Origin of the sequence: Streptomyces daghestanicus (assembly GCF_020521275.1) — a bacterium.
Lineage (GTDB): Bacteria > Actinomycetota > Actinomycetes > Streptomycetales > Streptomycetaceae > Streptomyces > Streptomyces griseoviridis.
This window is the reverse complement of sequence record NZ_BNDX01000008.1, coordinates 948,424-973,431: the sequence shown is the minus strand read 5'-3', so window position 1 is coordinate 973,431 and position 25,008 is coordinate 948,424. Positions and strand designations below refer to the sequence as shown.

Sequence of the window (25,008 nt, the reverse complement as noted above, 5' to 3'; positions counted from 1 at the left end):
CAGGAACCATGGACGTGATGCCGCTGCTGTTGCTGGTGGCGGGGAGCGCGGCGGTGGCCGCGGCGGGGCGGCGCACACCGGTGCCGGCGCCCCTGCTGCTGGTCGCGGCCGGGCTGGTGGTCAGCTACCTGCCCGGCGTGCCCGACTACACCCTCGACCCGCATGTCGTGCTGCCGCTGCTGCTCCCGCCGCTGCTGTACACGGCGGGCACCGACAGCTCCTACCTGGACCTGCGGGCCCAGCTGAGACCCGTGGCGCTGCTCTCCGTCGGGTACGTGCTCTTCGCCACCTTCGTGGTCGGCTGGGCCGCGTACCTGATCGTGCCGGGGCTGCCGCTGACCGCCGCCCTGGTGCTGGGCGCGGTGGTGGCGCCGCCGGACGCGGTCGCGGCGACGGCGGTCGCCCGGCGGGTCGGGCTGCCGTCCCGGATCACCACGATCCTCCAGGGCGAGTCCCTCGTGAACGACGCCACCGCCATCACCGCCTACAAGGTGGCGCTCGCCGCGGCGGTCGGCGAGGGCGCCACCTGGGCCGGCGGGATCGGCGAGTTCCTGATCGCCGCGGTCGGCGGCGTCGGCGTCGGCCTGATCCTCATGGTGCCGCTGCACTGGCTGCGCACCCGGCTGAAGGAACCCCTGCTCCAGAACACCCTCTCCCTGCTGATCCCGTTCGTCGCCTACGCGGCGGCGGAGCAGGTGCACGCCTCCGGGGTGCTCGCCGTGGTCGTCGTCGCCCTGCACCTCGGGCACCGCTCCTGGGAGGTCGGTTTCGCCACCCGCCTCCAGGAGGACGCGGTGTGGAAGATGGTCGCCTTCGTCCTGGAGTCCTCCGTGTTCGCCCTGATCGGACTCCAGCTCCCGGTGGTCCTCAAGGGCCTCGGTGCGTACGAGGGGCTCCAGGCGGCCTGGTACGCGCTCGCCCTCTTCCTGGTGGTCGTCGCGGCCCGGTTCGCGTGGTCCTACCCGGCCACCTTCCTGCCCCGTCTCTTCTCGGCACGCGTGCGCGCGCGGGAGGAGAACCCGACCTGGAAGCAGCCCTTCGTGATCGCCTGGGCCGGCATGCGGGGCGTGGTCTCACTGGCCATCGCCTTCTCCATCCCGCTCACCGTGCACGGCGGCGAGCCCTTCCCCGAGCGCAACCTCATCCTGTTCCTGACCTTCACCACGGTCATCGGCACCCTGGTCGTGCAGGGGGTGACCCTGCCGCCGCTGATCCGCCTGCTGAAGTTCCCCGGGCGCGACGTCCAGGCCGAGACGCTCGCCGAGGCCAACGCGCAGGCCCAGGCGTCCCGGGCCGCCGAGCGGCGTCTGGACGACCTCCTCACCGACCCGCGCAACGCCCTGCCGGGACCGCTCGCGGAACGCCTGCGCACCGTCCTGGAGCGCCGCCGCAACGCCGTCTGGGAGCGGCTCGGCCAGATCAACACCGTCACCGGCGAGACCGTCGACGACACCTACCGGCGGCTGTCCGGGGAGATGATCGGCGCCGAACGCGAGGTGTTCGTCAAGCTCCGCGACGGCCGGTACATCGACGACGAGATGCTCCGCACGCTGCTGCGCAGGCTCGACCTGGAGGAGGCGGCGGCGTACCGGGAGACCGCCTAGGGGAACGGCCGGCCGGTGACCACCGCGGCCAGGACCGTCCCGCGCGGGAAGGCGCCCTCCTCGGTGAGGGTCAGCAGCGCGTGGAGCATTTTGGCCACATAGAGGCGCTCCACGGGCAGGCCGTGCCGGTCCTCGAAATCGGCGGCGAAGGCGTCCAGCTCCGGGCTGACACGGGCGTAGCCGCCGCCGTGGAAGCGATCGTCGAGGCTCCAGGTGCCACGTGGCCCGCCGAACGCGCGATCCTGGAGCCGCCGTATCTCGCCGTCCAGGAAGCCGCCCTTGAGCACCGGTATGCCGAGCGCCCGCTGCTCCGGGGCCAGGCCCGCGGCCAGCCCGGCCAGGGTGCCGCCGGTGCCGCAGGCGACGGCGGCCACGTCGGCGTGCCCGGCCAGCTCCGCGCCGAGGTCCCGGCAGCCACGTACCGCCTCGGCGTTGCTGCCGCCCTCGGGCACGACGTACGCCTCCGGTGTCTCCGCCGCCCGCAGCAGGGCCGCCAGCACCTCCGGCTCGGTCTTGCGGCGGTATGTCGCCCGGTCCACGAAGCGCAGCCGCATACCGTCGGCGGCGCACCGCGCGAGGGACGGGTTGAGCGGGCGGTCCGCCAGCTCCTGGCCGCGCACCACCCCGACCGTGGGCAGGCCGAGCAGCCGGCCGGCGGCGGCCGTGGCGCGCAGGTGGTTGGAGTAGGCGCCGCCGAAGGTGAGCACGGTACGGCCGGCGGCCGCCGTGAGGTTCGGCGCGAGCTTGCGCCACTTGTTGCCGACCAGCGAGGGGTGGATCAGGTCGTCCCGCTTCAGCAGCAGCCGTACGCCCCGGCGCGCGAACCGCCCGTCGGCGGCCTCGGTGAGCGGCGAGGGCAGCCGCGGCCGGAGCGCGGTGGCGGGGCCGGGGGCGTCGGGGGAGTCGGGGCCGGTCACCCTGCCATTGTCGCCCTCGCGCCGCCCACCGGCCGATCGCCGCCCTCGCGCCGCCCACCGGCCGATCGCCGCCCTCGCGCCGCCCACCGGCCGATCGCCGCCCTCGCGCCGCCCACCGGCCGATCGCCGCCCTCGCGCCGCCCACCGGCCGATCGCCGCCCTCGCGCCGCCCACCGGCCGATCGCCGCCCTCGCGCCGCCCACCGGCCGATCGCCGCCCTCGCGCCGCCCACCGGCCGATCGCCGCCCTCGCGCCGCCCACCGGCCGATCGCCGCCCTCGCGCCGCCCACCGGCCGATCGCCGCCCTCGCGCCGCCCACCGGCCGATCGCCGCCCTCGCGCCGCCCACCGGCCGATCGCCGCCCTCGCGCCGCCCACCGGCCGATCGTCGCCCTCGCGCCGCCCGTCGGCGGGCCGTCGTCCTCGCCCGGCGCGCTACTTCAAACGGTCCCGGACGCGCTCGCGCATCGAGTTCATCGTGAACCCGCGCGGGTCCACCTTCCCCGGCTGCCACTCCAGGTGTCCGATGACCGACCGCTCGTTCCAGCCGTGGTGGCGGCAGACCGCCGCGGCGGCCTTCTCGATGGCTTCCAGCTGCTCCTCCGGCCACGGGTCCTCGCCGTCGCCCAGGTTCTCGCACTCGAAGCCGTAGAAACGGGCGTTGCCGTCGGTGTTCGCCTCGTTGTCCTTGGGCAGCGCCTTCTCCGCGATCACCGCGCGCAGCACCTCGTCGTCGCCGAGACCGGCGTGGTTGGCGCGGCCGTAGCCGACCAGGTGGACCCGGCCGTCCTTGGTGATGACGCCGTGGCACAGCGGGCCGGGCAGCCCCTCGTAGCCCTTGCGGCAGAGGTCCACGGTCCGGGCGGCGCCCTTGGTCACGGTGTGGTGGAGCATCACGCCGTGCACGGGGCCCCAGGCGCCCTTGGCGTTGCGGTTGTGGGTGCGCCAGTCGCCCACCTCCACCACCGTGAGGCCCTCCTCCTTCAGGGCCTTGAGGAAACTGCCCGCGGACATCGGTGCGGCCATCGCCGGCTCCTTCGCCTCGCGCGACCGCCGTACGCGACCGCCTCGTACGGAGGCTTGTACCAAAACGGAGCATTGCCTACTGCTTGTTCGGGTGGAACCGGTCGCTGTTCGGCCGTTGTGCGAGCCGATCCGGACAGGGGACACGCCCGGGGACCGCAGGACCGAACGCCCATCCCTGCCCCGGCCGAGGGTGATCCATTCCCGCTCTTTCGGGTAATAGCACCGGCACCCTCCGTGAGGAAGGCTGGTCCCTGCACATCGATGCCCGTGCGCTGGAACGCCGGGCATGATCCGGGAGGGCAATTCCATATGTCGGTAGGCGAAGAGGTCCGCACCGAGCAGGACAGGCCGCAGCAGAGTCTCGGCACGGCGGCCGCGCGGAACCTGGCCACCACGACCAAGTCCGTGCCTCAGATGCAGGAGATCAGCTCACGCTGGCTGCTGCGCATGCTGCCCTGGGTGGACATCCAGGGCGGTACGTACCGCGTGAACCGGCGCCTGACCTTCGCCGTGGGCGACGGCCGGGTGACGTTCGTGAAGACCGGCGACCGCGTGGAGGTCATCCCCGCGGAGCTGGGCGAGCTGCCGGCCCTGCGGTCCTACGAGGACGACGAGGTTCTCTCGGAACTGGCCCGGCACTGCGAGCAGCGGGAGTTCGGCCCGGGCGACGTGATCGCCGAGTTCGGCGGGCGCAACGAAGAGGTCTACCTGCTGGCGCACGGCAAGGTCGAGAAGGTCGGTACCGGCCCCTACGGCGACGACGCGGTCCTCGGAGTCCTCGCCGACGGCGCCTACTTCGGCGACCGGGCGCTCCTCGACGGGGACGCCATCTGGGAGTACACCGCCCGCGCGGTGACCGCATGCACCGTCCTGGTCCTGCCCCGCCAGGCGGTGGAGCAGCTCGCGGAGCGCAGCGACTCCCTGCGCGGACATCTCCAGGAGCGCCGGTCGCAGCCCCAGGAGCCCACCAACAAGCACGGCGAGAAGGCGATCGACCTCGCCGCCGGCCACCGCGGTGAGCCGGACATCCCGCACACCTTCGTCGACTACGACGCCGAGCCCCGCGAGTACGAGCTGAGCGTCGCCCAGACCGTGCTGCGCATCCACTCGCGCGTGGCCGACCTCTACAACCAGCCGATGAACCAGACCGAGCAGCAGATCCGGCTGACGGTCGAGGCGCTCAAGGAGCGCCAGGAGCACGAGCTGATCAACAACCGGGAGTTCGGCCTCCTCCACAACTGCGAGTACGACCAGCGCATCCAGCCCCACGACGGCGTCCCCGGCCCCGACGACCTGGACGAACTGCTCAGCCGCCGCCGCGGCACCAAGCTGCTCCTCGCCCACCCGCGCGCGATCTCCGCGATCGGCCGCGAGCTGAACCGGCGCGGCCTCGTCCCCGAGACGATCGACGTCGCCGGCAACCGCATCCCCACCTGGCGCGGCGTGCCGATCTACCCGTGCAACAAGATCCCGGTCACCGAGGCCCGGACGTCCTCGGTCATCGCCCTGCGTACCGGCGAGGCGGACCAGGGTGTCATCGGCCTGCGTGCCACCGGCATCCCGGACGAGATCGAGCCGAGCCTGTCGGTGCGCTTCATGGGCATCAACGAACAGGCCATCATCAAGTACCTGGTGACGGCGTACTACTCGGCGGCCGTGCTGGTGCCGGACGCGCTCGGTGTGCTGGAGAACGTCGAGATCGGCCGCTGGCGGTGACGCCTCCTTCCCGCGTGCCGGGCCCCGGGCGGGGCGGGGTGGGCGCATGACGGAGGCCCACGACCGCGCCGCCGGGGCGCGGCGGCCCGCCGTGACTCTGGAAAGGCACAGTCCGATCGGGACACAGCGGGACAACGGGCGGCCGGTGACCGAGGGGTGGGGACCGGGCGGCACGGACGGCGCCGACGGGCACGAGGCGGTGGAACTGCTGCGGCAGGCCCGGGTCGCGGTCGACCCGGAGCTGCGCTCCGCGCTCGGCACGCTGCCGGGTCCGCTGGGCCGGGTGGCGCTCTACCACTTCGGCTGGCAGCAGGCCGACGGGACACCGGCGGCGGGCAGCGCGGGCAAGGCCATCCGGCCCGCGCTGGTCCTGACCTCGGCCGCCGCGCTCGGCGGCCCCGAGGCGAGGGCGGCGGCCGTCAAGGCGGCGGCAGCGGTGGAGCTGATCCACAACTTCACGCTGCTGCACGACGACGTGATGGACCGGGACGCCACCCGCCGGCACCGGCCCACCGCCTGGACCGTCTTCGGCGACTCCGACGCGATCCTGGCGGGTGACGCCCTCCAGGCGCTGGCCCTGCGGCTGCTCGCCGAGGACCCGCACCCCGCGTCCGCGGCGGCTGTCGCCCGGCTCGCCGACTGCGTCGTGGAGCTGTGCGCGGGACAGCAGACGGACACGGCCATGGAACGGCGGGGGCCGGCCGGGATCACCCTGGACGAGACCCTCGCCATGGCCGAGGCCAAGACCGGCGCGCTGCTGGGCTGCGCCACCGCCCTGGGCGCGCTGTACGCGGGCGCGCCGGAGGAGGACGTACGGGCGCTGGACGCGTTCGGCCGCGCGGCCGGGCTCGCCTTCCAGCTCATCGACGACGTCATCGGCCTGTGGGGCGACCCGCGCCGCACCGGCAAGCCGGCCGGGGCGGACCTGGCGGTCCGCAAGAAGTCGCTGCCCGTGGTGGCGGCGCTCGCCTCGGGCACCCCGTTCGCGGCCGAGCTGGCCGCGCTCTACGCGAGGCCGTACGAGGAGGGCGTGGAGGACCTCGCCGCCACCGCGCTGCTGGTGGAGCGGGCCGGCGGCCGGGACTGGGCGCAGGCCGAGGCGGCCGACCGGATGGGCCGGGCGATGCAGGAACTGGCGCGGGCCGTCCCCGATCCGGAGGCGGCGGGCGGTCTGCTCGCGCTGGCGGAGTTCGTGACGCGACGCAGTACGTGAGACGAGTGAGACCGGCGACGCGTACCTGACGTCCGTCCCGACCCCGGAGCCCGCAGGGGCGTATGGCGCCCTGCGCCCGCACCGCCGGGATCTCCGGTCCGGCGGGCCCCGTACCGCTCTCGCGGCGTGCGGGGCCCGCCGTGGTGTCCGCCCGGATTCAGTGGTGCCCGGTGATCTTCTGCCGGTCCCGGTGCTGCTGCCGGTCCTGCCGGTTCTCCCGGTCCTGCGTGTCCCGGTCGGTTTCCCGGGGCCCCGCGGCCCTCGCCGTGCCCGGTTCCTCCGGGCCGGCCGCGCACCGCGGGTTCCGGCACGGGCCCGGCACCCACGCGGGGACCCACGCGCCGAGCGTCTTGTGACGCCGGACGACCGTGTCGACAGGCTGTCCGCAGACGGGACAGGCGTACTCGCCGCTGTCCATGTCTCCAGCGTAGCCCCGTGGCCCGGGCCCGCCAGGGGAGAGCCGCTGCCCGGGGTTCACGGACCGGCGGCGCCCGGACCGCCGTCCAGGACCCGGTCCACGAACTCGGCCAGCCGCGCCCGCAACTCCTCCCGCGGCACGCCCTCCCGCCCGGCCAGGTGCTCGACCAGATCCGCCCGTACGGCGGCCAGCAGGGCGTGGGCGGTGAAGTCGCCGTCGGTCAGGCCGGGGACCCGCTCCAGCGCCTCCCGGAGCAGGCCGTGCCACCGCGCGTAGTGCTCGGCCCGGTACGGGCTGCCCGACCCGTCCTCCTCCAGCGCCAGGGCGAGGCGGCGGTTGTCGAGCTTGAAGCACAGCACGGCGTCGAGCAGCGCCGGGACCCGTCGCCGGGGTTCCGTCCCCGGACCCAGCGGCGGCGGGCCGGACGCGACGGCCTCCCGGACCGGTTCGAGCCGCGTCTCGTACAGCGCCCGCAGCAGCCCGGTCCGGTCGCCGAACGCCCTGAACAGCGTGCCCTTGCCGACCCCGGCGGCGGCCGCCACGTCGGCCATCGTGATGTCCTCCGGGCTCTCGTGCCCGGCGAACAGGGCGTCGGCTGCCGCGAGCACCGCCATCCGGTTGCGGGCGGCGTCCTTGCGGGGCTTGCGCTCGGCCATGGCACTCCTTCGTTTGCGAAACGGACCCTCGGTCCGTATCGTATAACCGGACCTCAGGTCCGGATTCTATGAGACTCCCTGAGAAAGAGGACACCCATGTCCGCACCGACCGAGCCGGCGGACCTCTTCCGCCACGGCCTGCGCCTGCTGCTCGACAAGGACATCACCGCCTGGGTCGGCCTGTGGGCCGACGACGGGGTGATGGAGTTCCCCTTCGCCCCCGAGGGATGGCCGAAGCGGCTGGAGGGCAAGGAGGCCATAGCCGCCTACATGCGTGACTATCCCGACCACATCGACCTGCGCGACATCCCCGACCTGCGGGTCCACCGGACCACCGAGCCGGACACCGTCGTGGTCGAGATGCGCGCCACCGGCCGCCTGGTGCGCACCGGCGCCCCGTACGACATGACGTACATCGCGGTCGTCACCGCGGCGGAGGGGCGCTTCACCTCCTACCGCGATTACTGGAACCCCCTCGCCGTCCTCGAACCCGGCGTCGACTTCACGGGGAGCGGACGATGACCGGCACCGCCCTGGTGACCGGCGCCACCGGCACCACCGGCAGCCGCACGGCGGCACGGCTCGCCGGGTCCGGCCACCGCGTCCGGGCCGCGAGCCGCCGCGCCACCCCGGTGCCCGGCGCCGAGCCGGTCGTCTTCGACTGGTACGACCCCGCCACGCACCCCGCCGCCCTCGACGGAACCGACCGCGTCTACCTCGTACCGCCCGTGGGCGACCCGGACCCCGAGGCCGTCATGCTGCCCTTCCTCCGGCAGGCCCGTGCCGCGGGCGTCCGCCGCGCGGTCCTGCTCAGCTCCTCGGCCGTCCCCGAGGGCGGCCCGGCGGTGGGGCAGGTGCACGGGGCCCTGCCGGAGCTGTTCGACGAGTGGGCCGTGCTGCGTCCCTCGTGGTTCATGCAGAACTTCACCGGAGCGCACGAGCACGCCCGGAGCATCCGGGAGGAGGGCGTCATCCGGACGGCGACCGGGGCCGGACGGGTCGGCTTCGTGGACGCCGAGGACATCGCGGCCGTCGCCGCGCACGCCCTGACCGACGAGCGGGCACCCGGCACCGACCTCGTCCTGACCGGCCCCGAAGCGCTCGGATACGACGACATCGCCGCGATCCTCACCGAGGTGACGGGCCGCCCGGTCGTCCACCGCCGGCTGACCGAGGCGGAGCTGGCGGACCGTCTGGCGACGCACGTCCCGCCGGAGTTCGCCGCCCTGCTGGCCGCCCTGGACCGGTCCATAGCCGACGGCGCGGAGGACCGCGTCACCGACACCGTCCGGCACCTCACGGGCCGCCCCCCGCGCGCGTTCCGCGCCCTCGCCGAACAGGAACTGGGCCGGACGTCCCGCTGAAACACCCCGCCGAGAAGACCGCACCCGGCCCGCGACACCCCCGCGGGGGCGAGGCGTCGGCCTGTGGAGGTGATCACTGCCGGCTGCTGACCGGGTTCTCGTGAGGGGTGGCGACGGGATGCGACGGTCCTGGTCGGGTGCCGCGCGGACGGGGTGCGAACGGGAAGGGACTGATACGACATATCCCCTGCACGGTGGACGAAGCACCGCTACGGTGAGCCGTGCGGCCACCGACAGCACCACCCCACCGAGGATCACATGGACGAGTTCGTCGCCCGGCAAGCCGCTGCTCCCCGAGCTGCGGCCGCCGGAGCCACCACCGCCGCAACCGGTGGGAGCGCACGGGGATCGAGCACCTACGCGACGGGCGGCGGTGGAGTCTCGTTCGCGCATCGCGTCGCGGCCGTCTATCTCGCCGGCATGCTGACCGGTGTACGACGGACGGAGGTGTCTGAACTGCCGGTCCGGAGAGTGGCGTTCCAGACCGGTCCGGCGCATCCGGTGGACGACCTCCTCGTCGAGTGCGGCGATGAGTCGGGCGAGGTCACCCTTGCCGTGGCATGCCGCGCACAACCGGACTTCGTCCCGAGCCACGACGAGACGGTGAAGCTCGTCGGGTCGCTGCTGTCCGAAGTCGAGAGGTTCGACACGGACACTCACCGGGTCGCCGTCGCAACCGCCGGCCGGACCAACCAGTGGGACCACCTCGCCACGCTCTGCGCTGTCGCGCGCGCCCATGCCGACCCGGAGTCGTTCCAGGCGTCCATGGATGTCGACGGCCGGTGGTCGAAGGCGGTGCGTGAGCGGCAGAAGTACTTCCTGAAGGTGGTCGGGAAGGCCACCGGAGACGGCGCACTCCCGGAAGAGGTCCTGCGTCTGGCGTGGCGGCTGCTCGGTCGGCTGCACGTCCTCAGTTTCGCGGTCCAGAGTCCGGACGAAGGTGACCGCGCGGCGGTCGCGACGTCGCTGGACGGCGTGGCCTCGACCGCCACCGGCGGAGTCATGCTCCGGAACCAGCTCGAGGTCGAGGCGACCCGCTACGACGCGACGGGCGCCGTGGTGGACCTCAAGGTGCTTCGCCGCGACACTCACGTGCTCCTGGACTCGGCCGCGACGCGCAGCCGGCCGGCTTGGCCGGTGCTCGCCGATCAACGCAAGCTGGCCGTCGGACGGGTACGGACCACGATCGGTGACGGGGCATCCGGCGGGCCGGTCGAGATCCCGTTCACCGACCGTCGTGAGCACCTCGCCGGATTGCTGCGCGAGGCGGGTACTCGTGTCTCGGCTCTGCTGGTCCACGGCGAGTCGGGCATCGGCAAGAGCGCGCTGACGCTGTCGGCCGTCGAAGAGTTGACGGCCGCCGACCCCGTCGGGTTCCAGGGGGTGGTGGTGAACTTCCGCGTCCTGCCCCGGTCGAGCTGGGAACTGCGGGCTGTGCTCGGGATGTCGCTGGAGGACGTGCTCGCGGAGACATCGGCACCGTCTCGGGTCCTGGTCATCGATGCGGCCGATGCCGCTCTGGAGCGATCTGCCGGCCTGTTGAGCGACCTGGTGCTGGCAGCGGCCGCGGCGGGTGTCGGGCTCGTTGTGGTGACATCTGACGTGGCGCTGGGCTTCGTGCGGGAACAGGTGGAACTGGGGTTCGCCAACTCCATCACGTCCTTCGAGATGCGGCCGCTGGGCGATGAGGACATCTCCGTCGTCTCGGACCGTTTCCCGCTGTTGCGGACGGTCCTGCGAGACCTGCCCGCGAACTCGCTGCTGAGAAGGCCCGTCGTGCTGGACCTCCTGGCTCGGACCGGGGCCGAGCCCGACGGTGCCCTGGGTGAGTGGGAGTGCCTCGATCTGGTGTGGAGCCGGATGGTCCGGGGCGACGGAAGGCCCGGTGCCGGCTCGGCGGAGGCACGCGAACAGACGCTGCTCGCAGTGGCCGCAGAGCTGATGAAGCTGCCCGAGGGCCTTCGCCCCGTCGCAGGCGTGGACGCCGCGGCGGTCGACACGCTGCGCCGGGACCATCTGCTCGCACCACCGAACCGGTACCGCACTCAGCCGGACTTCGCACATGACGAGGTCCGGCGGTACGCGACCGCCATCCTTCTCGTCCGCGGTCCGAGCCCCACCGAGTTGCTGCGGGCAGCCGGTGCGCCCCGGTGGGCGCTGTCGGCCGCTGTTCTCGCGTGCGAGGGACTGCTGAAAGCACCGGACGGTCGGCCTGTCCGAAGGTTCACCGAACTGAGTTCACAATTCCAGGTGTTCGCGTCACTGCGCGGACCCCGGTGGGCGGACGTCCCGGTGGAGGCGGTACTGGAGACACCGTTCGGGTACAGATGCCTGAAGTCGGCGTGCGCGGACCGGTCGGTCGGCCTGGTACTCGGCGATGTGATCCGAGTCGTCCAGCAGCGGTATGAGGTCAATGGGCTGGTCGACCCCGTGGCCACGGAGCCCGTTGTGCGGCTCCTCCTTGACGAGGAAAAGCCGTGGGACGTGTCGAAGGAGTCGTTCGAACTGCTCGCGGACTGGCTGCGAGCCCTGTCCCTGGCGGACGTTCCGGTCGGCAACGAACTACGCATCAGGCTTCGGAATCGTCTCCTTGCCCACTGGAACTCGTTCCCCCTGCGCGAGGACGGCGGGGAGACACCGTCCGGGTGGACGCCGCAGCGCCGGCGACGCCGGCGCGAGCTGGATCACCACCTGACGCGGGAGACTTTCGTGGAGACGTTGGCCCTGCTCGGCCCGGACATCGATGACGCCGTCGAAGGGTGTCTTCGCGCCATCGCGGCCGACGCGCCGGCGTTCCTGGCCCCGGCGGCGGACTCACCACTGAGCGCACGGGCCTTGGCGCAGAAGAACCCGGAGCTACTGGCGACGCTGATGGCGGCCTACTACATCGACGACGAGCCGAGCTGGCACCTGGATGAGGGCGTCCGGGGCCATCAAGGCCGGTGGAAGGGTTTCGGAGCACCGTTCTCCCAGTACTACTTCGGTGGATTCTGGCAGTTGTTTCAAACAGCTCCGTTGCCGACATCGGTGCGGGTGCTGAACGGCATCCTGAACAGCGGCGCGCGGGCGCGCGTGGCGACGCTGTCACGGCTCGGTTCGCCTGACGTGTTCGCCGGGCCCGTCCACGCCCGGGACGAAAGCGTGGATGCCGATACGGAAAGCGGAGAGGGAGAGGGCCGCGGTGCGGTCCTGAACCTTGACGGCACCGCCCGCCTCTACGCCGGCGACAGTCACGTGTGGAGCTGGTACAGGGGGACGTCGGTCGGCCCCTCTTCGGCCATGAGCGCACTCCAGGCGATGGAGCGTCTTGCCGACACGTGGTTGAGTCGGGGCGCGTCGCCGGGTGCGGTCGTCGAGAAACTCATGAACGGCTGCGAGAACCTGGCTGTTCCGGGAATGCTGTTCGGTCTGCTGGTGCGTCACCTGGAGAGAGTCGGCACCGAGCTCGACCTGTTCCTCGCCGAACCCGTCGTGTGGGAGCTGGAGTTCGGCCGTAGGACGAGTGAGTACACAGGGCTGCGTGCGGCGACCGAAGGGCTCGCGCACCTTGAACGCCGCCTCTGGACACCGCGTGAGGTGGCCATGTGGCTGGTCGTCCACGGCGGACCGGAGCGTGCCCAAGCCTTGAAGAAGGTCGCCGACAAGCTCGTCGAGAACGGCGACCGGCTGAGCATCGGCCAGGAGCTCACGAGGAACTGGGCCGCAAGTCTGGACCCGGACCGATACCGGGTCGAGCGGCATGGGGACGAGGTCCACATCGACGTCGAACCACCGCCTGAGCTGCGAGCCGCGCGAGAGGCGCACGAGGCCCACCAGCAGGTCGTGCGGACCAGCCTGCGCCTGCAGAACCGGTACTGGGGCTCCGCCAGGCATGACGCGGAGTACCGTCCGCCCTCCTCGGAGGAGATCGCTGCGGACCTGGCAGCAGGACGCGCCTTGCTCGAAGCCGATGCGGACCCCGTGCCGAACCGGCCTGTGGACGCCGTCGCCCACGTCGTCAGAGCAGCGGTCGAACGCGCCGCCGCAGGCGACCTGGAGGCGCTGGGCCGCGACGCGCGGTTCGCCGCTGAGCTCGTCATCGACATCGCATCGTCGTTCCAGGACGCCGAGGACCAGAGCATCGAGGACCAGTACTCCGACCTCAGTGCCGACCGGGCTGTGGCCCAAGCCCTGCCGGCGTTCCTCACACCCGCGCTGGGCGCACCGCTGGAAGCGGCCGGTGGCTCGACCGAGGACGTCGCCCGGGCCGGGCTCGCGATGGCAGGCAAGGCGTCCTTGGAGACTCGGCTGTACCTGGCGCGTGGGTGCGACGCCGTCTGGGGGTCTCCCTGCCACTTCGACCCCTGCATCCACCGGACCGCGTTGAACTGGCTGCTCGAGAGTGCCCGCGGCGCGGAGATCGGCCCCTGGGACCAGGACGGCCGACGTCGGCCTAGGGTCCGGATCACCGGCGATGTCGTTCGGCGCCTCCAGGAACTGCCCGGCGACTCGGTGGACGTCGCGTTCCTCGACGCGGCCGTCCGCGGACTCGGCGCAGCCGCATCGGCGGAGCACTGCGGCACCGACGACGCGGTGACACTCCTCGCCGTGTTTCTCGACGCCGAGCGACGAGCCATGGTCATCCAGGAGAAACAGGGCTGGTCCGCCGACGACCGCGGGACGCACACCCTCGTCGCGGCACGGGCCCTGCTCGCGGGGTTCGCGAAGAACGGCGACGCGGGCCCGCTGCTCGAACACCTCGACGTCCTTCGCGCGGACGCACAGCTGATGTCGCATTTCCTCCACGGCCTCGCCGCGGCAGGCGCGGAGAACGCGCGCTCGGCCGAAGCCGCCCGAGGAGTCTGGCCGTCGTTGCTGCGCCGTGCCGTCGGCTACCACGGTGACGACCCGAGCCCCTACCGCGACCACCACTGGGCGGACTGGGCCGCGGCCGCTCTGCTGCCGCACCCGCTCTCGTGGGCCCGGGGCATGTACCACGAGGTCGCCGGCGAGCCCATCGACTGGGTGCACGCCGAGGACCTCGTGGAGTCGATCGACGACTGGCTGCCGGCCGCGCACGGCGAGATCATGTCCGTCGACGCGCTGATCCGCGTCCTTCGGAAGCTGCCGGAGGAAACGCAGGCGACGCGCGGTGTGCGCTGGGTGTCCGGCCTGTGCGTCCAGGAGGGGCGTGTCACGGTCAAGCAGTCCCGGCTGCTGGACCACTGGCTCAAGGAGATCCGCAAAACGGCCGAGGAACTCGGCGAGCTGGACGATTGGCAGATGCTCGTCGACTCTTTGGTGGTCGCCGGAAACAAAGGGCTGGCGCCGTACAGCAGGTGACGCGGCAGGCGCCGTGTCCGCAGCGTGCCGAACGCGCGCGCCGTCATCACGGCGCGGATCCGCGGGCACCTCTGGCCGGGCGAAGAAGACCGCACCCGGTCCGTCAGGGACGCCGTGCTCGGCGGACTGCGGACCGGGTGCGGACCGGAAGACCATGCGAACAAGGAAACCGCAGGTCAAACGGAGTGATCGAAGATCAGGCCTTCTTGGTCTCCCAGAAGATCTTGTCAATCTGCGCGATGTAGTCCAGCGCCTTCTGGCCGGTGGCCGGGTCGGTGGACGCCTTGGCGGCGGAGAGCGCCTTCAGGGTGTCGTTGACCAGCTGGTGCAGTTCGGGGTACTTCTCGAAGTGCGGCGGCTTGAAGTAGTCGCTCCACAGGACCGACACGTGGTGCTTCGCCAGCTCCGCGCGCTGCTCCTTGATGACGGTGGCGCGGGTCTGGAAGTGCGGGTCGTCGTTGCCGGCCATCTTCTCCTGGACGGCCTTGACCGACTCCGCCTCGATGCGGGCCTGGGCCGGGTCGTACACGCCGCAGGGCAGGTCGCAGTGGGCGCTGACCTTCACCTTGGGGGCAAACAGGCGGGAAAGCATGGAGCATTCCTTCCTCGTGATCGTCTTCTCAGGGGGGACATTACTCCCTGGAGAAGCCGATTTCGCGAGTGCCCCCATGGGCTTAGGACAAAAGTCCGGGGTGAGACTGAGACTGGTGGAGGAATGACCGGGGAGGAGCCGGGTGATGCCGGAGCTGTCGCAGGAGACCGAGCGCGCGGGAGGGCCGCTGCCCTTCGGGCCGGCCGAGGTGACCGGGCCGTCCATGGTGCCCACGCTGCGCCACGGGGACCTGCTCCTGGTGCACTGGGGGGCGCGGATCAGGCCCGGTGACGTGATCGTGCTGCGGCACCCGTTCCAGCAGGACCTGCTGGTCGTCAAGCGGGCCGTGGAACTGCGCGAGGGCGGCTGGTGGGTGCTCGGGGACAACCCGTACGCGGGCGGGGACAGCACCGACTACGGGGTCGTGCCCGAGGAGCTGGTGCTGGGCCGGGTCCGGTTCCGGTACCGGCCGCGGAAGGGCGGTCAGCGGTCGCCGTTCGCGCTGGCCGGCTGGGCGCTGTCGGCCGTCCGGCCGGTGCTGTCCGACCGGTCGGCCTCCAGGCGCTTGCGGGCCCGGTAGGCGGCCACGTTGGCGCGGGTGGCGCAGCGGTCGGAGCAGTAGCGGCGCGAGCGGTTGGTGGACGTGTCCAGGTAGGCGTTGCGGCAGGGGGCGGCCTCGCACAGGCCCAGGCGGTCCACGCCGTACTCGGTGAGGTGGAAGGCGAGGCCCATCGCGGCCGTGGCGGCGTAGCCGGCCGTGGCGTTGGACGGGTGGTCCGCCAGGTGCATGTGCCACAGCGGGCGGCCGTCGTCGTCGCGGTGGTCGTGGCCGGAGATCTGGGGGCTGACCGGGAACTCCAGGAGGAGGGAGTTCAGCAGGTCCACGGCGAGGGTCTCGTCGCCGTCGTCGGCCGCCTCGAAGACCGCGCGCAGCCGCGCCCGGACCGCCCGGAACCGGGTCACGTCCGCCTCCGCCGCGCGCCGGGCGGCCGACTGGTTGGCGCCGAAGAGTTCGCGGACGGCCTCGACCGAGGTCAGGGAATCCTTGCCCCGGGCCGGCTCCTCGGTGTTGACGAGGCGTACGGCGTAATCCGAGTAATAGGCCAGTTCCACTTGTAGTCCTTACGAAGGGGCTCTATGGTCGTGCCTGCGGCCAGGTAATGGCTGATCGTGCTTTCAGGGTATTACGTAACGGGACCCGGAGGGGCTCTATGGCGGACGCGGACACCACCACGACCGGTACCGACTGGGGGGCGTGGCAGCAGAGCTGGGACCGTCAGCAGGAGTGGTACATGCCCGACCGCGAGGAGCGGTTCCGGATCATGCTCGACATGGTGGAGGCCCTGGCCGGCCCGGCCCCCCGGGTCCTCGACCTCGCCTGCGGCACCGGCAGCATCACCGCGCGGCTGCTCGCCCGCCTCCCGGACGCGACCAGCACCGGCGTCGACCTCGACCCGGCCCTGCTGGCCATCGCCGAGGGCACCTTCGCGGGCGACGGACGGGTCACCCTGGTCACCGCCGACCTCAAGGACCCCGACTGGACGAGCGGGCTGCCGTACGACTCGTACGACGCCGTCCTGACCGCCACGGCCCTGCACTGGCTCCACGCCGAACCCCTCGCGGCCCTCTACGGTCAGGTCGCGGAGCTGGTCCGCGACGGCGGTGTCTTCATGAACGCGGACCACATGATCGACGACACCACGCCCCGGATCAACGCGGCCGAGCGCGCGCAGCGGCACGCCCGGATGGAACGCGCCAAGCGGGACGGCGCGCTCGACTGGTCCGAGTGGTGGCGGCTGGCCGCCGCGGACCCGGTGCTCGCGGAGCCCACGGCCCGCCGGTTCGCCCTCTACGGGGAGCACGCCGACGGGGACATGCCGCCGGTGGCGTGGCACGCGCGCGTGCTGCGGGAGAAGGGCTTCGGCGAGGTGCGGCCGGTCTGGTGCTCGCCGTCGGACACGCTGCTGCTCGCCCTGAAGTAGGCGGACGCGCCGGAGGGGGCGGTACGGGTGTGCCGTACCGCCCCCTCCGGCGGTGCTCAGAGGACCTTGGACAGGAACGCCTTGGTGCGCTCGTGCCGCGGGTCGGTCAGGACGTCGCGCGGGTTGCCCGACTCGACCACCACGCCGCCGTCCATGAAGACCAGGCTGTCGCCGACCTCGCGGGCGAAGCCCATCTCGTGGGTGACGACGACCATGGTCATGCCCGACTCGGCGAGGTCGCGCATGACGTCCAGGACGTCGCCGACCAGCTCCGGGTCGAGGGCCGAGGTCGGCTCGTCGAACAGCATCAGCTTCGGGTCCATGGCGAGGGCGCGGGCGATCGCCACGCGCTGCTGCTGGCCCCCGGAGAGCTGCGAGGGGTAGTTCCCGGCCTTGTCGGCGAGGCCGACGCGGTCCAGCAGCGCGGTGGCGCGCTCCCGGGCCTGGGCCCGGCTCACGCCCTTGACCTGGACCGGGGCCTCCATGACGTTCTCGACGGCCGTCATGTGCGGGAACAGGTTGAAGCGCTGGAAGACCATGCCGATGTCCCGGCGCTTGAGGGCGACCTCGCTGTCCTTCAGCTCGTAGAGCTTGTCGCCCTTCTGGCGGTAGCCGACCAGTTCCCCGTCGACGTACAGACGCCCGGCGTTGATCTTCTCGAGGTGGTTGATACACCTGAGGAAGGTGGACTTGCCGGAGCCGGAAGGGCCGATGAGGCAGAAGACCTCGCCGGTCCTCACCTCCAGGTCGATGCCCTTGAGGACCTCCACCGGGCCGAAGGACTTGTGCACGCCCTCGGCCTTGACCATCGCGGTACTCATGGGATCAACGCCTCCGGGTGGACAGGGAGAACACGTTCGCCTTGACCTTCTGCCACGGCGTCGGCGGGAGCTGCCGGCTGGAACCGCGGGCGTAGTAGCGCTCCAGGTAGTACTGGCCGACGCTGAAGACCGAGGTCAGCAGCAGGTACCAGGCGGCGGCCAGGAAGAGCATCTCGGCGGGGGCGCCGGAGGTCTGGCCGATGTCCTGGGCGACGCGGAACAGCTCGGAGTACTGGACGACCGAGACCAGCGAGGTCGTCTTCAGCATGTTGATGACCTCGTTGCCCGTGGGCGGCACGATCACGCGCATCGCCTGCGGGACGACGATCCGGCGCAGCGTCTTGGCGTGGCTCATGCCCAGCGCCTGCGCGGCCTCGGTCTGGCCCTCGTCGACGGCGAGCAGGCCGGCCCGGCAGATCTCCGCCATGTACGCGGCCTCGTTGAGGCCGAGGCCGAGCAGCACCGTCAGCAGCGGGGTCATGAAGTCCGACCACTCGTCGCGGTAGACCGGGCCCAGGTTGATGTACTCGAAGACCAGGCCGAGGTTGAACCAGACGACGAGCTGGACCAGGACCGGCGTGCCCCGGAAGAACCAGATGTAGAACCACGCGATCGACGAGGTCACCGGGTTCTTCGACAGGCGCATCACCGCCAGCAGGATGCCGCCGACGATGCCGATCAGCATGGCCAGGACCGTGATCAGCAGGGTCTTGCCCACGCCGGGCAGCACCCGGTCGTCGAAGAAGTAGTCGGGGATCGCACCCCAGTTGATCTTGCCCTGGGAGAACGCGTAGACGACCGCGGCCAGCAGCCCGATCGCGACCACGGCGGAGACGTACCGCCCGTAGTGCCGGACCGGGATGGCCTTGATCGCCTCGGGTCCGTCCGGCGGGGTGCCGGGCGGACCGCCCGCCGCCTTGTCGATGTCAACAGTCACCGGTATCGCCCTTCCGTGCCGACGGCGCCGTCACTTGCCGCCGTTGACGGTGACCTCGGTGACGGCGCCGTCCGCGACGCCCCACTTGTCCATGATCTTCTTGTACTCGCCGTTGGCGACGACGGCGTCGAGGGCCGCCTTCAGGGCGTCGCGGAGCTGGGTGTTCCCCTTGGCCACCGCGATGCCGTACGGGGCCGCCTCGACCTGCTCGCCGACCAGCTCGAAGTCCTTTCCGCCGCCGGAGGTCTTCACCGCGTACGCGGCGACCGGGAAGTCGGAGGAGCCGGCGTCGGCGCCGCCCGCGCGCAGCCGGGTCTGGGCCTGCTGGTCGTTGTCGAAGGACTCGAACTTGATCGGCTTGCCGGCCGGACACTTCTCGGTCTCCGCCTTGGCGAGGTCCTCGGAGACGGTGCCGCGCTGGAGGACGATCTTCTTGCCGCAGAGGTCGGACCAGGTCTTGATGCCCTGGTCGTCGCCCTTCTTGGTGTAGATCGAGACGCCCGCGGTGAAGTAGTCGACGAAGTCCACGCCCTCGCCGACCTTCTTGCCGGTGTCGGCGTCGATGCCCTCCTGGCGCTCCTTGGTGTCGGTCATCGCGGACATGGCGATGTCGTACCGCTTGGAGCGCAGGCCGGTGATCAGCGTGTCGAAGGTGCCGTTCTCGAACTCGAACGTCACGCCGAGCTGCTTGCCCATCGCCGCCGCGAGGTCCGGGTCGATACCGACCGTCTTGCCGGACTCGTCCTTGAACTCCACCGGGGCGTAGGCGATGTCGGAACCGACCTTGATGACACCCTTGTCGCGGATGGCCTGGGGAAGCTTGTCGGCCAGCGGGGCGGCGGCGGCGGACCCGCTCCCCTCGGTGCCGCCGTCGTCGGTCTGGTCGCCGCATCCGGTGAGCAGCAGTGCGCCTGCGACCGCGATCGCGCCGGCCGCGGCGATGCGGGAGGACGCGGCGGTCGGGCGACGGGTGGAGCGTGCGGTCATGTGGGTTCCTCCGGCGGATGTGTGGAGCAGCCGATGGGGCGGGGCGCTCGCCGGGGGCCGGCGGGCGCCATGGGTTCGACGGGCGCCGTGGGTCGACGGGGTGCGCGCGGCGGCCGTCGGCGGCAGCGCACGAGGTGTGGTGTCGCACACGTCTTTGAGTGTCGCCACCTCGTGCGATTACGGCATCTTGCCATTCGGACGGAGCTGTTCAGGGGACCTCCGATGTCAAAATCGGATAACGGGTGACGCCTCGAACCGGAGCAGGCCGGTACATCCCGACCAGACGTTTGCGGGAGGGACCGCTTCCGGCCGGAAGATCTGCGGCGTCCGGCGGCCGGGAGCGGCGGCCGGGCGGTGGCCGGAACCGGTGGCCCGGAGACGGGTCACCGGCATATGGGCACGGGTGTCCGCTCCGCGGGCGTACGGAGGCGGCGGGCGGGTCGTGCGGGCGTGTGCGGCGACCGCTATGTGAGCTTGCGCCTATAGGACTCGTCGCGGGCGGTGTCCGTCCGGTAAGAAGGTTCCTCACACCCCTCATCCGGGGCTCAGGGCGCGTGTGCGGCGCGCCCGTCGCGTACAGGCCCGTACGCATCGATCACCTGGGCCTTGCGCGGTCCCGCCCGCTCCTCACCCGGAGCGGACCCACCCTCACACCAGACTCTTAAGGGGTAATACGAAGTGGCAGCGGAGATCGTCAATCCTCGCAGCGACAGTGACAGCGACGACATCGGCGTCGACGGGTCTTCCCTCGATCCGCTCGACCCCGCGTTCGCTCTGCACCGCGGCGGCAAGATGGCCGTGCGGGCCACCGTGCCGGTCCGCGACAAGGACGACCTGTCCCTGGCCTACACGCCCGGCGTCGCGAAAGTGTGCAGCGCGATCGCCGAGCGGCCGGAACTGGTCGACGAGTACACCTGGAAGTCATCGGTCGTCGCGGTCGTGACGGACGGTACGGCGGTGCTGGGGCTCGGTGACATCGGGCCGCGGGCGTCCCTCCCGGTGATGGAGGGCAAGGCCATCCTGTTCAAGCAGTTCGGCGGCGTGGACGCGGTGCCGATCGCGCTGGACTGCACGGACGCCGACGAGATCGTCGAGACGGTGGTGCGGCTCGCGCCCTCGTTCGGCGGGGTCAACCTGGAGGACATCTCGGCGCCGCGGTGCTTCGAGATCGAGCGGAAGCTCCAGGAGCGGCTGGACATCCCGGTCTTCCACGACGACCAGCACGGCACGGCGGTCGTGACGCTGGCGGCGCTGCGGAACGCGGCGCGGCTGAGCAAGCGGTCGCTGGGCGAGCTGCGCGCGGTGATCTCCGGCGCCGGAGCGGCGGGTGTCGCCATCGCCAGGATGCTGGTGGAGGCCGGGATCGGGGACGTCGCCGTGGCCGACCGCAAGGGGGTCGTCTCGGCGGACCGGGACGATCTGACGCCGGTGAAGCGGGAGCTGGCCGAGTTCACCAACAAGGCCGGGCGGACCGGGTCGCTGGAGTCGGCCCTGGCCGGCGCGGACGTCTTCATCGGGGTCTCCGGCGGCACGGTGCCGGAGGCGGCCGTGGCCTCCATGGCCGAGGGGGCGTTCGTCTTCGCGATGGCCAACCCCAACCCGGAGGTGCACCCGGAGGTCGCGCACAAGCACGCGGCGGTGGTGGCCACCGGGCGGTCCGACTTCCCCAACCAGATCAACAACGTGCTGGCGTTCCCCGGGATCTTCGCGGGCGCGCTCCAGGTGCGGGCGTCGCGGATCACCGAGGGCATGAAGCTCGCGGCGGCCGAGGCGCTGGCGTCCGTGGTCGGTGACGACCTCGCGGCGGACTACGTGATCCCGTCCCCGTTCGACGAGCGGGTCGCGCCGGCCGTGACGGCGGCGGTGGCCGCGGCGGCCCGCGCGGAGGGCGTCGCGCGCCGCTGACGCGTCGACCGGGTGTGGAACGGCCTCGTCCCCGTGGGGGCGGGGCCGTTCGCCGTGCACGGCCTCCGCTCGGTCCGGGCAAGGTGTCCGCGGCCGGCGGGAGCACGGAGGTCCGGGCGGCCGGGGTTGGCAAGAGGACGCGTGTCACAGGGCCGGGCGGTTCTCGCGGGCGGGCCGGGAATCTATCGTCGGGGCCATGTTCGCCGTCTACGCCGCCCGAATCGACCGCGACCAGCCGCTCACCGGTCTCGAACTGGGAGAGCGTCCGGCTCCCGAGGCCCGTCCCGGCTGGAGCGTCGTCGAGGTCCGGGCCGCCTCCCTCAACCATCATGATCTCTGGTCCCTGCGCGGTGTCGGTCTCGCGGAGGACCGGCTGCCGATGATCCTGGGGTGCGACGCCGCCGGGATCGACGAGGACGGCAACGAGGTCGTCCTGCACTCGGTCGTCGGCCAGAGCGGGCACGGGGTCGGCCCGAAGGAACCCCGCTCCATCCTCACCGAGCGCTACCAGGGGACGTTCGCCGAGCGGGTCGCCGTCCCCACCTGGAACCTGCTGCCGAAGCCGAGGGAGCTGTCGTTCGAGGAGGCGGCCTGTCTGCCGACCGCCTGGCTGACGGCGTACCGGATGCTGTTCACCAACGCCGGGGTGCGTCCCGGTGACTCGGTGCTGGTGCAGGGGGCCGGCGGCGGCGTCGCCACGGCCGCCATCGTGCTGGGCAAGGCGGCCGGGCTGCGGGTGTTCGCCACCAGCCGGGACGAGGCCAAGCGCCGGCGCGCGGTCGAGCTGGGGGCCGTGGAGGCGGTCGAGCCGGGGGCGCGGCTGCCGCAGCGGGTCGACGCCGTGATCGAGACCGTGGGGGCCGCGACCTGGTCCCACTCGGTGAAGTCGCTGCGGCCCGGCGGGACGCTCGTCATCTCCGGCGCCACCAGCGGTGACCGGCCCCCGCACGCCGAGCTGACGCGGATCTTCTTCCTGGAGCTGAAGGTCGTCGGGTCGACGATGGGGACGAAGGACGAGCTGGAGGACCTGCTCGCGTTCTGCGCCGCCACCGGGGTACGGCCCGTGATCGACGAGGTGCTGCCGCTGGACCGGGCCCGGGAGGGCTTCGAGCGGATGGCCTCGGGGGAGCACTTCGGGAAGATCGTGCTCGGCGGGTCCTGAGGCCGGCCGGCTCGGGGAGGCAGCGGTCGGGGAGGCGCGGTCCGGGGAGATCCGGTCGGGGAGCCCCGGCCGGGGAGCCCCAACCGGGGAGGGCCGGCCGGGGAGGGCCGGTCGGGGCGAGGCGCCCGGGCGGGGCCTGGGCGGGGTCTCCCCCCCCGAAGGAGCGGGGTGCGTGCCGGGGCGTCAGGCCCGCGGTGTGCGCAGGAGCGCGCCGATGTGGGCCGCCGCCGTGGACAGATGCCGGCGGGCCTCCTTGAACTGGTCGGCCGTGACCCCGTGGTCCCGGGCCGTGTCGCGGATGTCGTCCCGGAAGCGGTCGAGGAGGCGGTCCAGGTCGCGGGCGGGGTCGCCGGTGAGGTCGCCGGACACCTCGTGCGCCCAGGACGGCTCCCGGGGCGCCGGCGCGGATGCCGGGTCGTGGGCGGGGGTGCCCTCCGGGGCCGGCGGCGACGTGCGGGTGAAGGAGAAGTCGCCCAGTTCCTTGGCCAGTTCGCGCAGCCCGGCCGGCCAGTCGCCCCGGACGAAGTGGTCCTGCACCTGCTCCTGGACGCGGCGGGCGAGGCGCTGCACCTCCTCCTGCGCCTCCCGCGCCTGGTGCCGGGCCCGCTGGGCCTCCTCACGGGCGCGGCGGCTCTCGTCCTTGGCGCGCCGGGCCTGCTCCTTCCACTCCTGCTTGACGCGGCGCAGCTCCTCCTTGGCGGTGCGCCACGCCTCCGTGCCGGCCGCGTCGGAGTCGCCGTCCCCGCCGGGCCGTTGCCGGGCCGCGGTGGCCGCCGCCCGCATCTCGCGGCGCAGGTCGCCCGCCGCGCCCCGCACGTCGGCCTGGATCTCCGCGGCGAGTTCGGCGACCGACTCCCGGATCTCCAGCTCCAGGTCGGCGAGTTCGGCGTCGCGGCCGGCCAGCTCGGCGCGGCCCGCGTCGGTGAGGGAGTACACCTTGCGACCGCCCTCGGTGGCGTGGCTGACCAGGCCCTCGGCCTCCAGCTTGGCCAGACGCGGGTAGACCGTGCCGGCCGAGGGCGCGTAGAGGCCCTGGAAGCGCTCCTCCAGGAGGCGGATCACCTCGTAGCCGTGGCGCGGGGCCTCGTCGAGCAGCTTGAGGAGGTAGAGGCGGAGGCGGCCGTGGGCGAAGACGGGGGCCATGTCAGAGCACCTTCTTGTCGGTCGGGCCGGCGGTCGGGTCCGGGGCCGGGCCGGGAGGCGGGCCGGCGGACGGTCCGTCGGCCGGGCCGGAGCCGGGGGAGTCCGCCGGTGCCGTGCCCCACGGGTGCTCCTCCGCCGGCGGGCGGCGCAGCAGGGCGATGGAACCGGAGACCGTCGTCGCCTTCAGCCGGCCGGTGCCCGCGCCGAGCCGGCCGGTGATCCGCTTGGTGCCCCACTGGCCGGTGACCCGGAGGTCCTCGAAGGCGCTGGAGACCGCGCCGCTCGCCGTGCTGGCCTCCACCTCGGCGTCGGCCGGCTGCGGCAGCCGGATGGCGATCTCACCGGAGACGCTGGTCAGGCTGATGTCGGTGGGCCGGCTCGCCGGGTCGCAGTCGACGATCATCGAGCCGTTCACCGAGTCGGCGCGGACCGAGGAACCGGCCTCCACGACCGTCAGGTCCCCGGAGACCGAGTGGAAGCGGAGGTCCCCGGTGAGGGCCTGCGCCTCCACGTTCCCGGTGACCGTGTCGGCCCGGACCGGTCCCGTGAGGCCGACCAGGGTGCTGTCGCCGGTGACGCCCTGGAGCTCGGCCCGCCCGCCGAGGCCGGAGAGCACGGCGCCGGCGCCCACCACCCCCACCTCGACCCTGGTGTCCGCCGGGACGGCCAGGGAGACCACCGCGCTGCGCCGCCGGCCCCTGGGCTCCAGCCACTTGAGGAAGCCCTTCCAGGGCAGGTCCTCGTAGGCGACCGTGAGGGTGCCGCCCCGCTGGGTCACGATCAGGGGCGGCCCCTCGATCGCGGAGACCTCCAGGCGGGCGGGGCCCTCGTCGGTGCCGACGACGTTGACCGTGCCGTCGACGACGCGTACGTGGAGCTCGCTCACCGGGGAGTCGAAGGTGAGCTTCCCCGGTTCGGTGACGGACCACTCGTGCTCGGGCATGGGTACCGGCCTCCTGCCGACATGACGCGGCATATCGCGTTCTCGATACTCACGATATATCGCGCAGGGTGGATGTCAACCGGCGCCCGCGACCCGCCCGCGGGCGCACGCTCTACTCCTCGTCCTCGTCGTCCAGCCGTGCCAGCCAGGTCGCCAGGCGTTCCACCGGCACCTCGAAGTCCGGGTTGAGGTCCACGAACGTCCGCAGCTGCTCGGCGAGCCACTCGAAGGTGACCTCCTCCTCGCCGCGCCGCTTCTCCAGTTCCTCGATGCCGCGGTCGGTGAAGTACATGGATGCTGC

Annotated in this window: 22 protein-coding genes and 1 pseudogene; 11 read left to right on the top strand and 12 right to left on the bottom strand. The window is 72.4% G+C overall.

Features of this window, described 5'->3' with window-relative positions; genetic code table 11:
• Window positions 1-8: 8 nt before the first annotated feature.
• Entirely contained in the window at window positions 9-1,604 is a 1,596-nt protein-coding gene (locus Sdagh_RS13715) for a Na+/H+ antiporter (protein ID WP_189415109.1), read from the top strand.
• On the opposite strand, the gene Sdagh_RS13710 is transcribed toward Sdagh_RS13715, so the two are convergent.
• A complete protein-coding gene (locus Sdagh_RS13710; RefSeq protein WP_190077471.1) occupies window positions 1,601-2,521 on the bottom strand; it encodes a 1-aminocyclopropane-1-carboxylate deaminase/D-cysteine desulfhydrase in 921 nt (306 codons plus the stop codon). The two genes, Sdagh_RS13715 and Sdagh_RS13710, sit on opposite strands and share 4 nt — an antisense overlap.
• A 434-nt stretch (window positions 2,522-2,955) precedes the next feature.
• A complete protein-coding gene (locus Sdagh_RS13705) occupies window positions 2,956-3,534 on the bottom strand; it encodes an N-acetylmuramoyl-L-alanine amidase (RefSeq protein ID WP_189415533.1) in 579 nt (192 codons plus the stop codon).
• A gap of 321 nt (window positions 3,535-3,855) precedes the next feature.
• Between Sdagh_RS13705 and Sdagh_RS13700 the strand changes: the two genes are divergently transcribed.
• Together Sdagh_RS13700 and Sdagh_RS13695 are read left to right on the top strand one after the other, a co-directional pair.
• Window positions 3,856-5,262 (top strand): family 2B encapsulin nanocompartment shell protein, encoded by a 1,407-nt coding sequence (locus tag Sdagh_RS13700; RefSeq protein WP_189415105.1) that lies wholly within the window; start codon window positions 3,856-3,858, stop codon window positions 5,260-5,262.
• A gap of 46 nt (window positions 5,263-5,308) precedes the next feature.
• Complete coding sequence (locus Sdagh_RS13695) at window positions 5,309-6,475, top strand: family 2 encapsulin nanocompartment cargo protein polyprenyl transferase (protein ID WP_190077702.1); 1,167 nt, start codon at window positions 5,309-5,311, stop codon at window positions 6,473-6,475.
• A gap of 157 nt (window positions 6,476-6,632) precedes the next feature.
• Here Sdagh_RS13695 and Sdagh_RS13690 read toward each other — a convergent pair whose 3' ends face one another.
• Window positions 6,633-6,893: a hypothetical protein gene (locus Sdagh_RS13690; RefSeq protein ID WP_190077709.1), complete on the bottom strand. Its 261-nt coding sequence runs from the start codon at window positions 6,891-6,893 to the stop codon at window positions 6,633-6,635.
• Between the two features lie 56 nt (window positions 6,894-6,949).
• Window positions 6,950-7,549: a TetR/AcrR family transcriptional regulator gene (locus tag Sdagh_RS13685; RefSeq protein WP_190008726.1), complete on the bottom strand. Its 600-nt coding sequence runs from the start codon at window positions 7,547-7,549 to the stop codon at window positions 6,950-6,952.
• 96 nt (window positions 7,550-7,645) lie between these two features.
• On the opposite strand from Sdagh_RS13685, the gene Sdagh_RS13680 reads away from it, so the two are divergent.
• The 4 genes and pseudogenes from Sdagh_RS13680 to Sdagh_RS36980 all read left to right on the top strand — a co-directional run.
• The gene (locus tag Sdagh_RS13680) at window positions 7,646-8,071 is read left to right on the top strand and encodes a nuclear transport factor 2 family protein (protein ID WP_189415099.1); all 426 of its coding nucleotides are present in this window, start codon (window positions 7,646-7,648) and stop codon (window positions 8,069-8,071) included.
• Window positions 8,068-8,913, top strand: a complete 846-nt coding sequence (locus tag Sdagh_RS13675; RefSeq protein WP_190077701.1) for an NAD(P)H-binding protein — start codon at window positions 8,068-8,070, stop codon at window positions 8,911-8,913. The genes Sdagh_RS13680 and Sdagh_RS13675 overlap by 4 nt, the downstream gene beginning before the upstream one ends.
• Window positions 8,914-9,171: 258 nt before the next feature.
• On the top strand, window positions 9,172-14,235 hold the full coding sequence (locus Sdagh_RS13670; protein ID WP_190077700.1) for an ATP-binding protein: 5,064 nt from the start codon (window positions 9,172-9,174) through the stop codon (window positions 14,233-14,235).
• 30 nt (window positions 14,236-14,265) lie between these two features.
• Window positions 14,266-14,424, top strand: a pseudogene (locus Sdagh_RS36980) (tyrosine-type recombinase/integrase); the annotation flags it as partial.
• A gap of 7 nt (window positions 14,425-14,431) precedes the next feature.
• Here Sdagh_RS36980 and sodN read toward each other — a convergent pair.
• Complete coding sequence (gene sodN / locus Sdagh_RS13665) at window positions 14,432-14,827, bottom strand: superoxide dismutase, Ni (protein WP_143627044.1); 396 nt, start codon at window positions 14,825-14,827, stop codon at window positions 14,432-14,434.
• Window positions 14,828-14,972: 145 nt separating this feature from the next.
• On the opposite strand from sodN, the gene sodX reads away from it, so the two are divergent.
• Window positions 14,973-15,407: a nickel-type superoxide dismutase maturation protease gene (sodX, locus tag Sdagh_RS13660; protein ID WP_189415093.1), complete on the top strand. Its 435-nt coding sequence runs from the start codon at window positions 14,973-14,975 to the stop codon at window positions 15,405-15,407.
• On the opposite strand, the gene Sdagh_RS13655 is transcribed toward sodX, so the two are convergent.
• Window positions 15,311-15,940 carry a CGNR zinc finger domain-containing protein gene (locus Sdagh_RS13655; protein WP_190077699.1) on the bottom strand — a complete coding sequence of 210 codons (630 nt, stop codon included), beginning with the start codon at window positions 15,938-15,940 and terminating at the stop codon, window positions 15,311-15,313. The two genes, sodX and Sdagh_RS13655, sit on opposite strands and share 97 nt — an antisense overlap.
• 98 nt (window positions 15,941-16,038) lie before the next feature.
• Between Sdagh_RS13655 and Sdagh_RS13650 the strand changes: the two genes are divergently transcribed.
• The gene (locus Sdagh_RS13650) at window positions 16,039-16,809 is read left to right on the top strand and encodes a class I SAM-dependent methyltransferase (RefSeq protein WP_190077698.1); all 771 of its coding nucleotides are present in this window, start codon (window positions 16,039-16,041) and stop codon (window positions 16,807-16,809) included.
• Window positions 16,810-16,865: 56 nt separating this feature from the next.
• Here Sdagh_RS13650 and Sdagh_RS13645 read toward each other — a convergent pair whose 3' ends face one another.
• The 3 genes from Sdagh_RS13645 to Sdagh_RS13635 are packed head-to-tail and all read right to left on the bottom strand — an operon-like array spanning window position 16,866 to window position 19,554.
• Window positions 16,866-17,630 (bottom strand): amino acid ABC transporter ATP-binding protein, encoded by a 765-nt coding sequence (locus tag Sdagh_RS13645; RefSeq protein ID WP_306887485.1) that lies wholly within the window; start codon window positions 17,628-17,630, stop codon window positions 16,866-16,868.
• A gap of 4 nt (window positions 17,631-17,634) precedes the next feature.
• Window positions 17,635-18,567: an amino acid ABC transporter permease gene (locus Sdagh_RS13640; RefSeq protein WP_190008732.1), complete on the bottom strand. Its 933-nt coding sequence runs from the start codon at window positions 18,565-18,567 to the stop codon at window positions 17,635-17,637.
• A 30-nt stretch (window positions 18,568-18,597) separates the two neighbouring features.
• Window positions 18,598-19,554: an ABC transporter substrate-binding protein gene (locus tag Sdagh_RS13635; protein WP_189415086.1), complete on the bottom strand. Its 957-nt coding sequence runs from the start codon at window positions 19,552-19,554 to the stop codon at window positions 18,598-18,600.
• 678 nt (window positions 19,555-20,232) lie between these two features.
• Between Sdagh_RS13635 and Sdagh_RS13630 the strand changes: the two genes are divergently transcribed.
• Window positions 20,233-21,459 carry an NAD(P)-dependent malic enzyme gene (locus Sdagh_RS13630; RefSeq protein WP_189415084.1) on the top strand — a complete coding sequence of 409 codons (1,227 nt, stop codon included), beginning with the start codon at window positions 20,233-20,235 and terminating at the stop codon, window positions 21,457-21,459.
• 196 nt (window positions 21,460-21,655) lie between these two features.
• Window positions 21,656-22,621 carry a zinc-binding dehydrogenase gene (locus Sdagh_RS13625; protein ID WP_189415082.1) on the top strand — a complete coding sequence of 322 codons (966 nt, stop codon included), beginning with the start codon at window positions 21,656-21,658 and terminating at the stop codon, window positions 22,619-22,621.
• Between the two features lie 183 nt (window positions 22,622-22,804).
• On the opposite strand, the gene Sdagh_RS13620 is transcribed toward Sdagh_RS13625, so the two are convergent.
• The 3 genes from Sdagh_RS13620 to Sdagh_RS13610 all read right to left on the bottom strand — a co-directional run bounded on the left by Sdagh_RS13620 (window position 22,805) and on the right by Sdagh_RS13610 (window position 24,999).
• A complete protein-coding gene (locus Sdagh_RS13620; RefSeq protein WP_189415080.1) occupies window positions 22,805-23,764 on the bottom strand; it encodes a PadR family transcriptional regulator in 960 nt (319 codons plus the stop codon).
• Window position 23,765: 1 nt separating this feature from the next.
• Complete coding sequence (locus Sdagh_RS13615; RefSeq protein WP_189415078.1) at window positions 23,766-24,707, bottom strand: DUF4097 family beta strand repeat-containing protein; 942 nt, start codon at window positions 24,705-24,707, stop codon at window positions 23,766-23,768.
• A gap of 112 nt (window positions 24,708-24,819) precedes the next feature.
• Complete coding sequence (locus Sdagh_RS13610) at window positions 24,820-24,999, bottom strand: DUF6104 family protein (protein ID WP_023586593.1); 180 nt, start codon at window positions 24,997-24,999, stop codon at window positions 24,820-24,822.
• Between the last annotated feature and the right edge of the window lie 9 nt (window positions 25,000-25,008).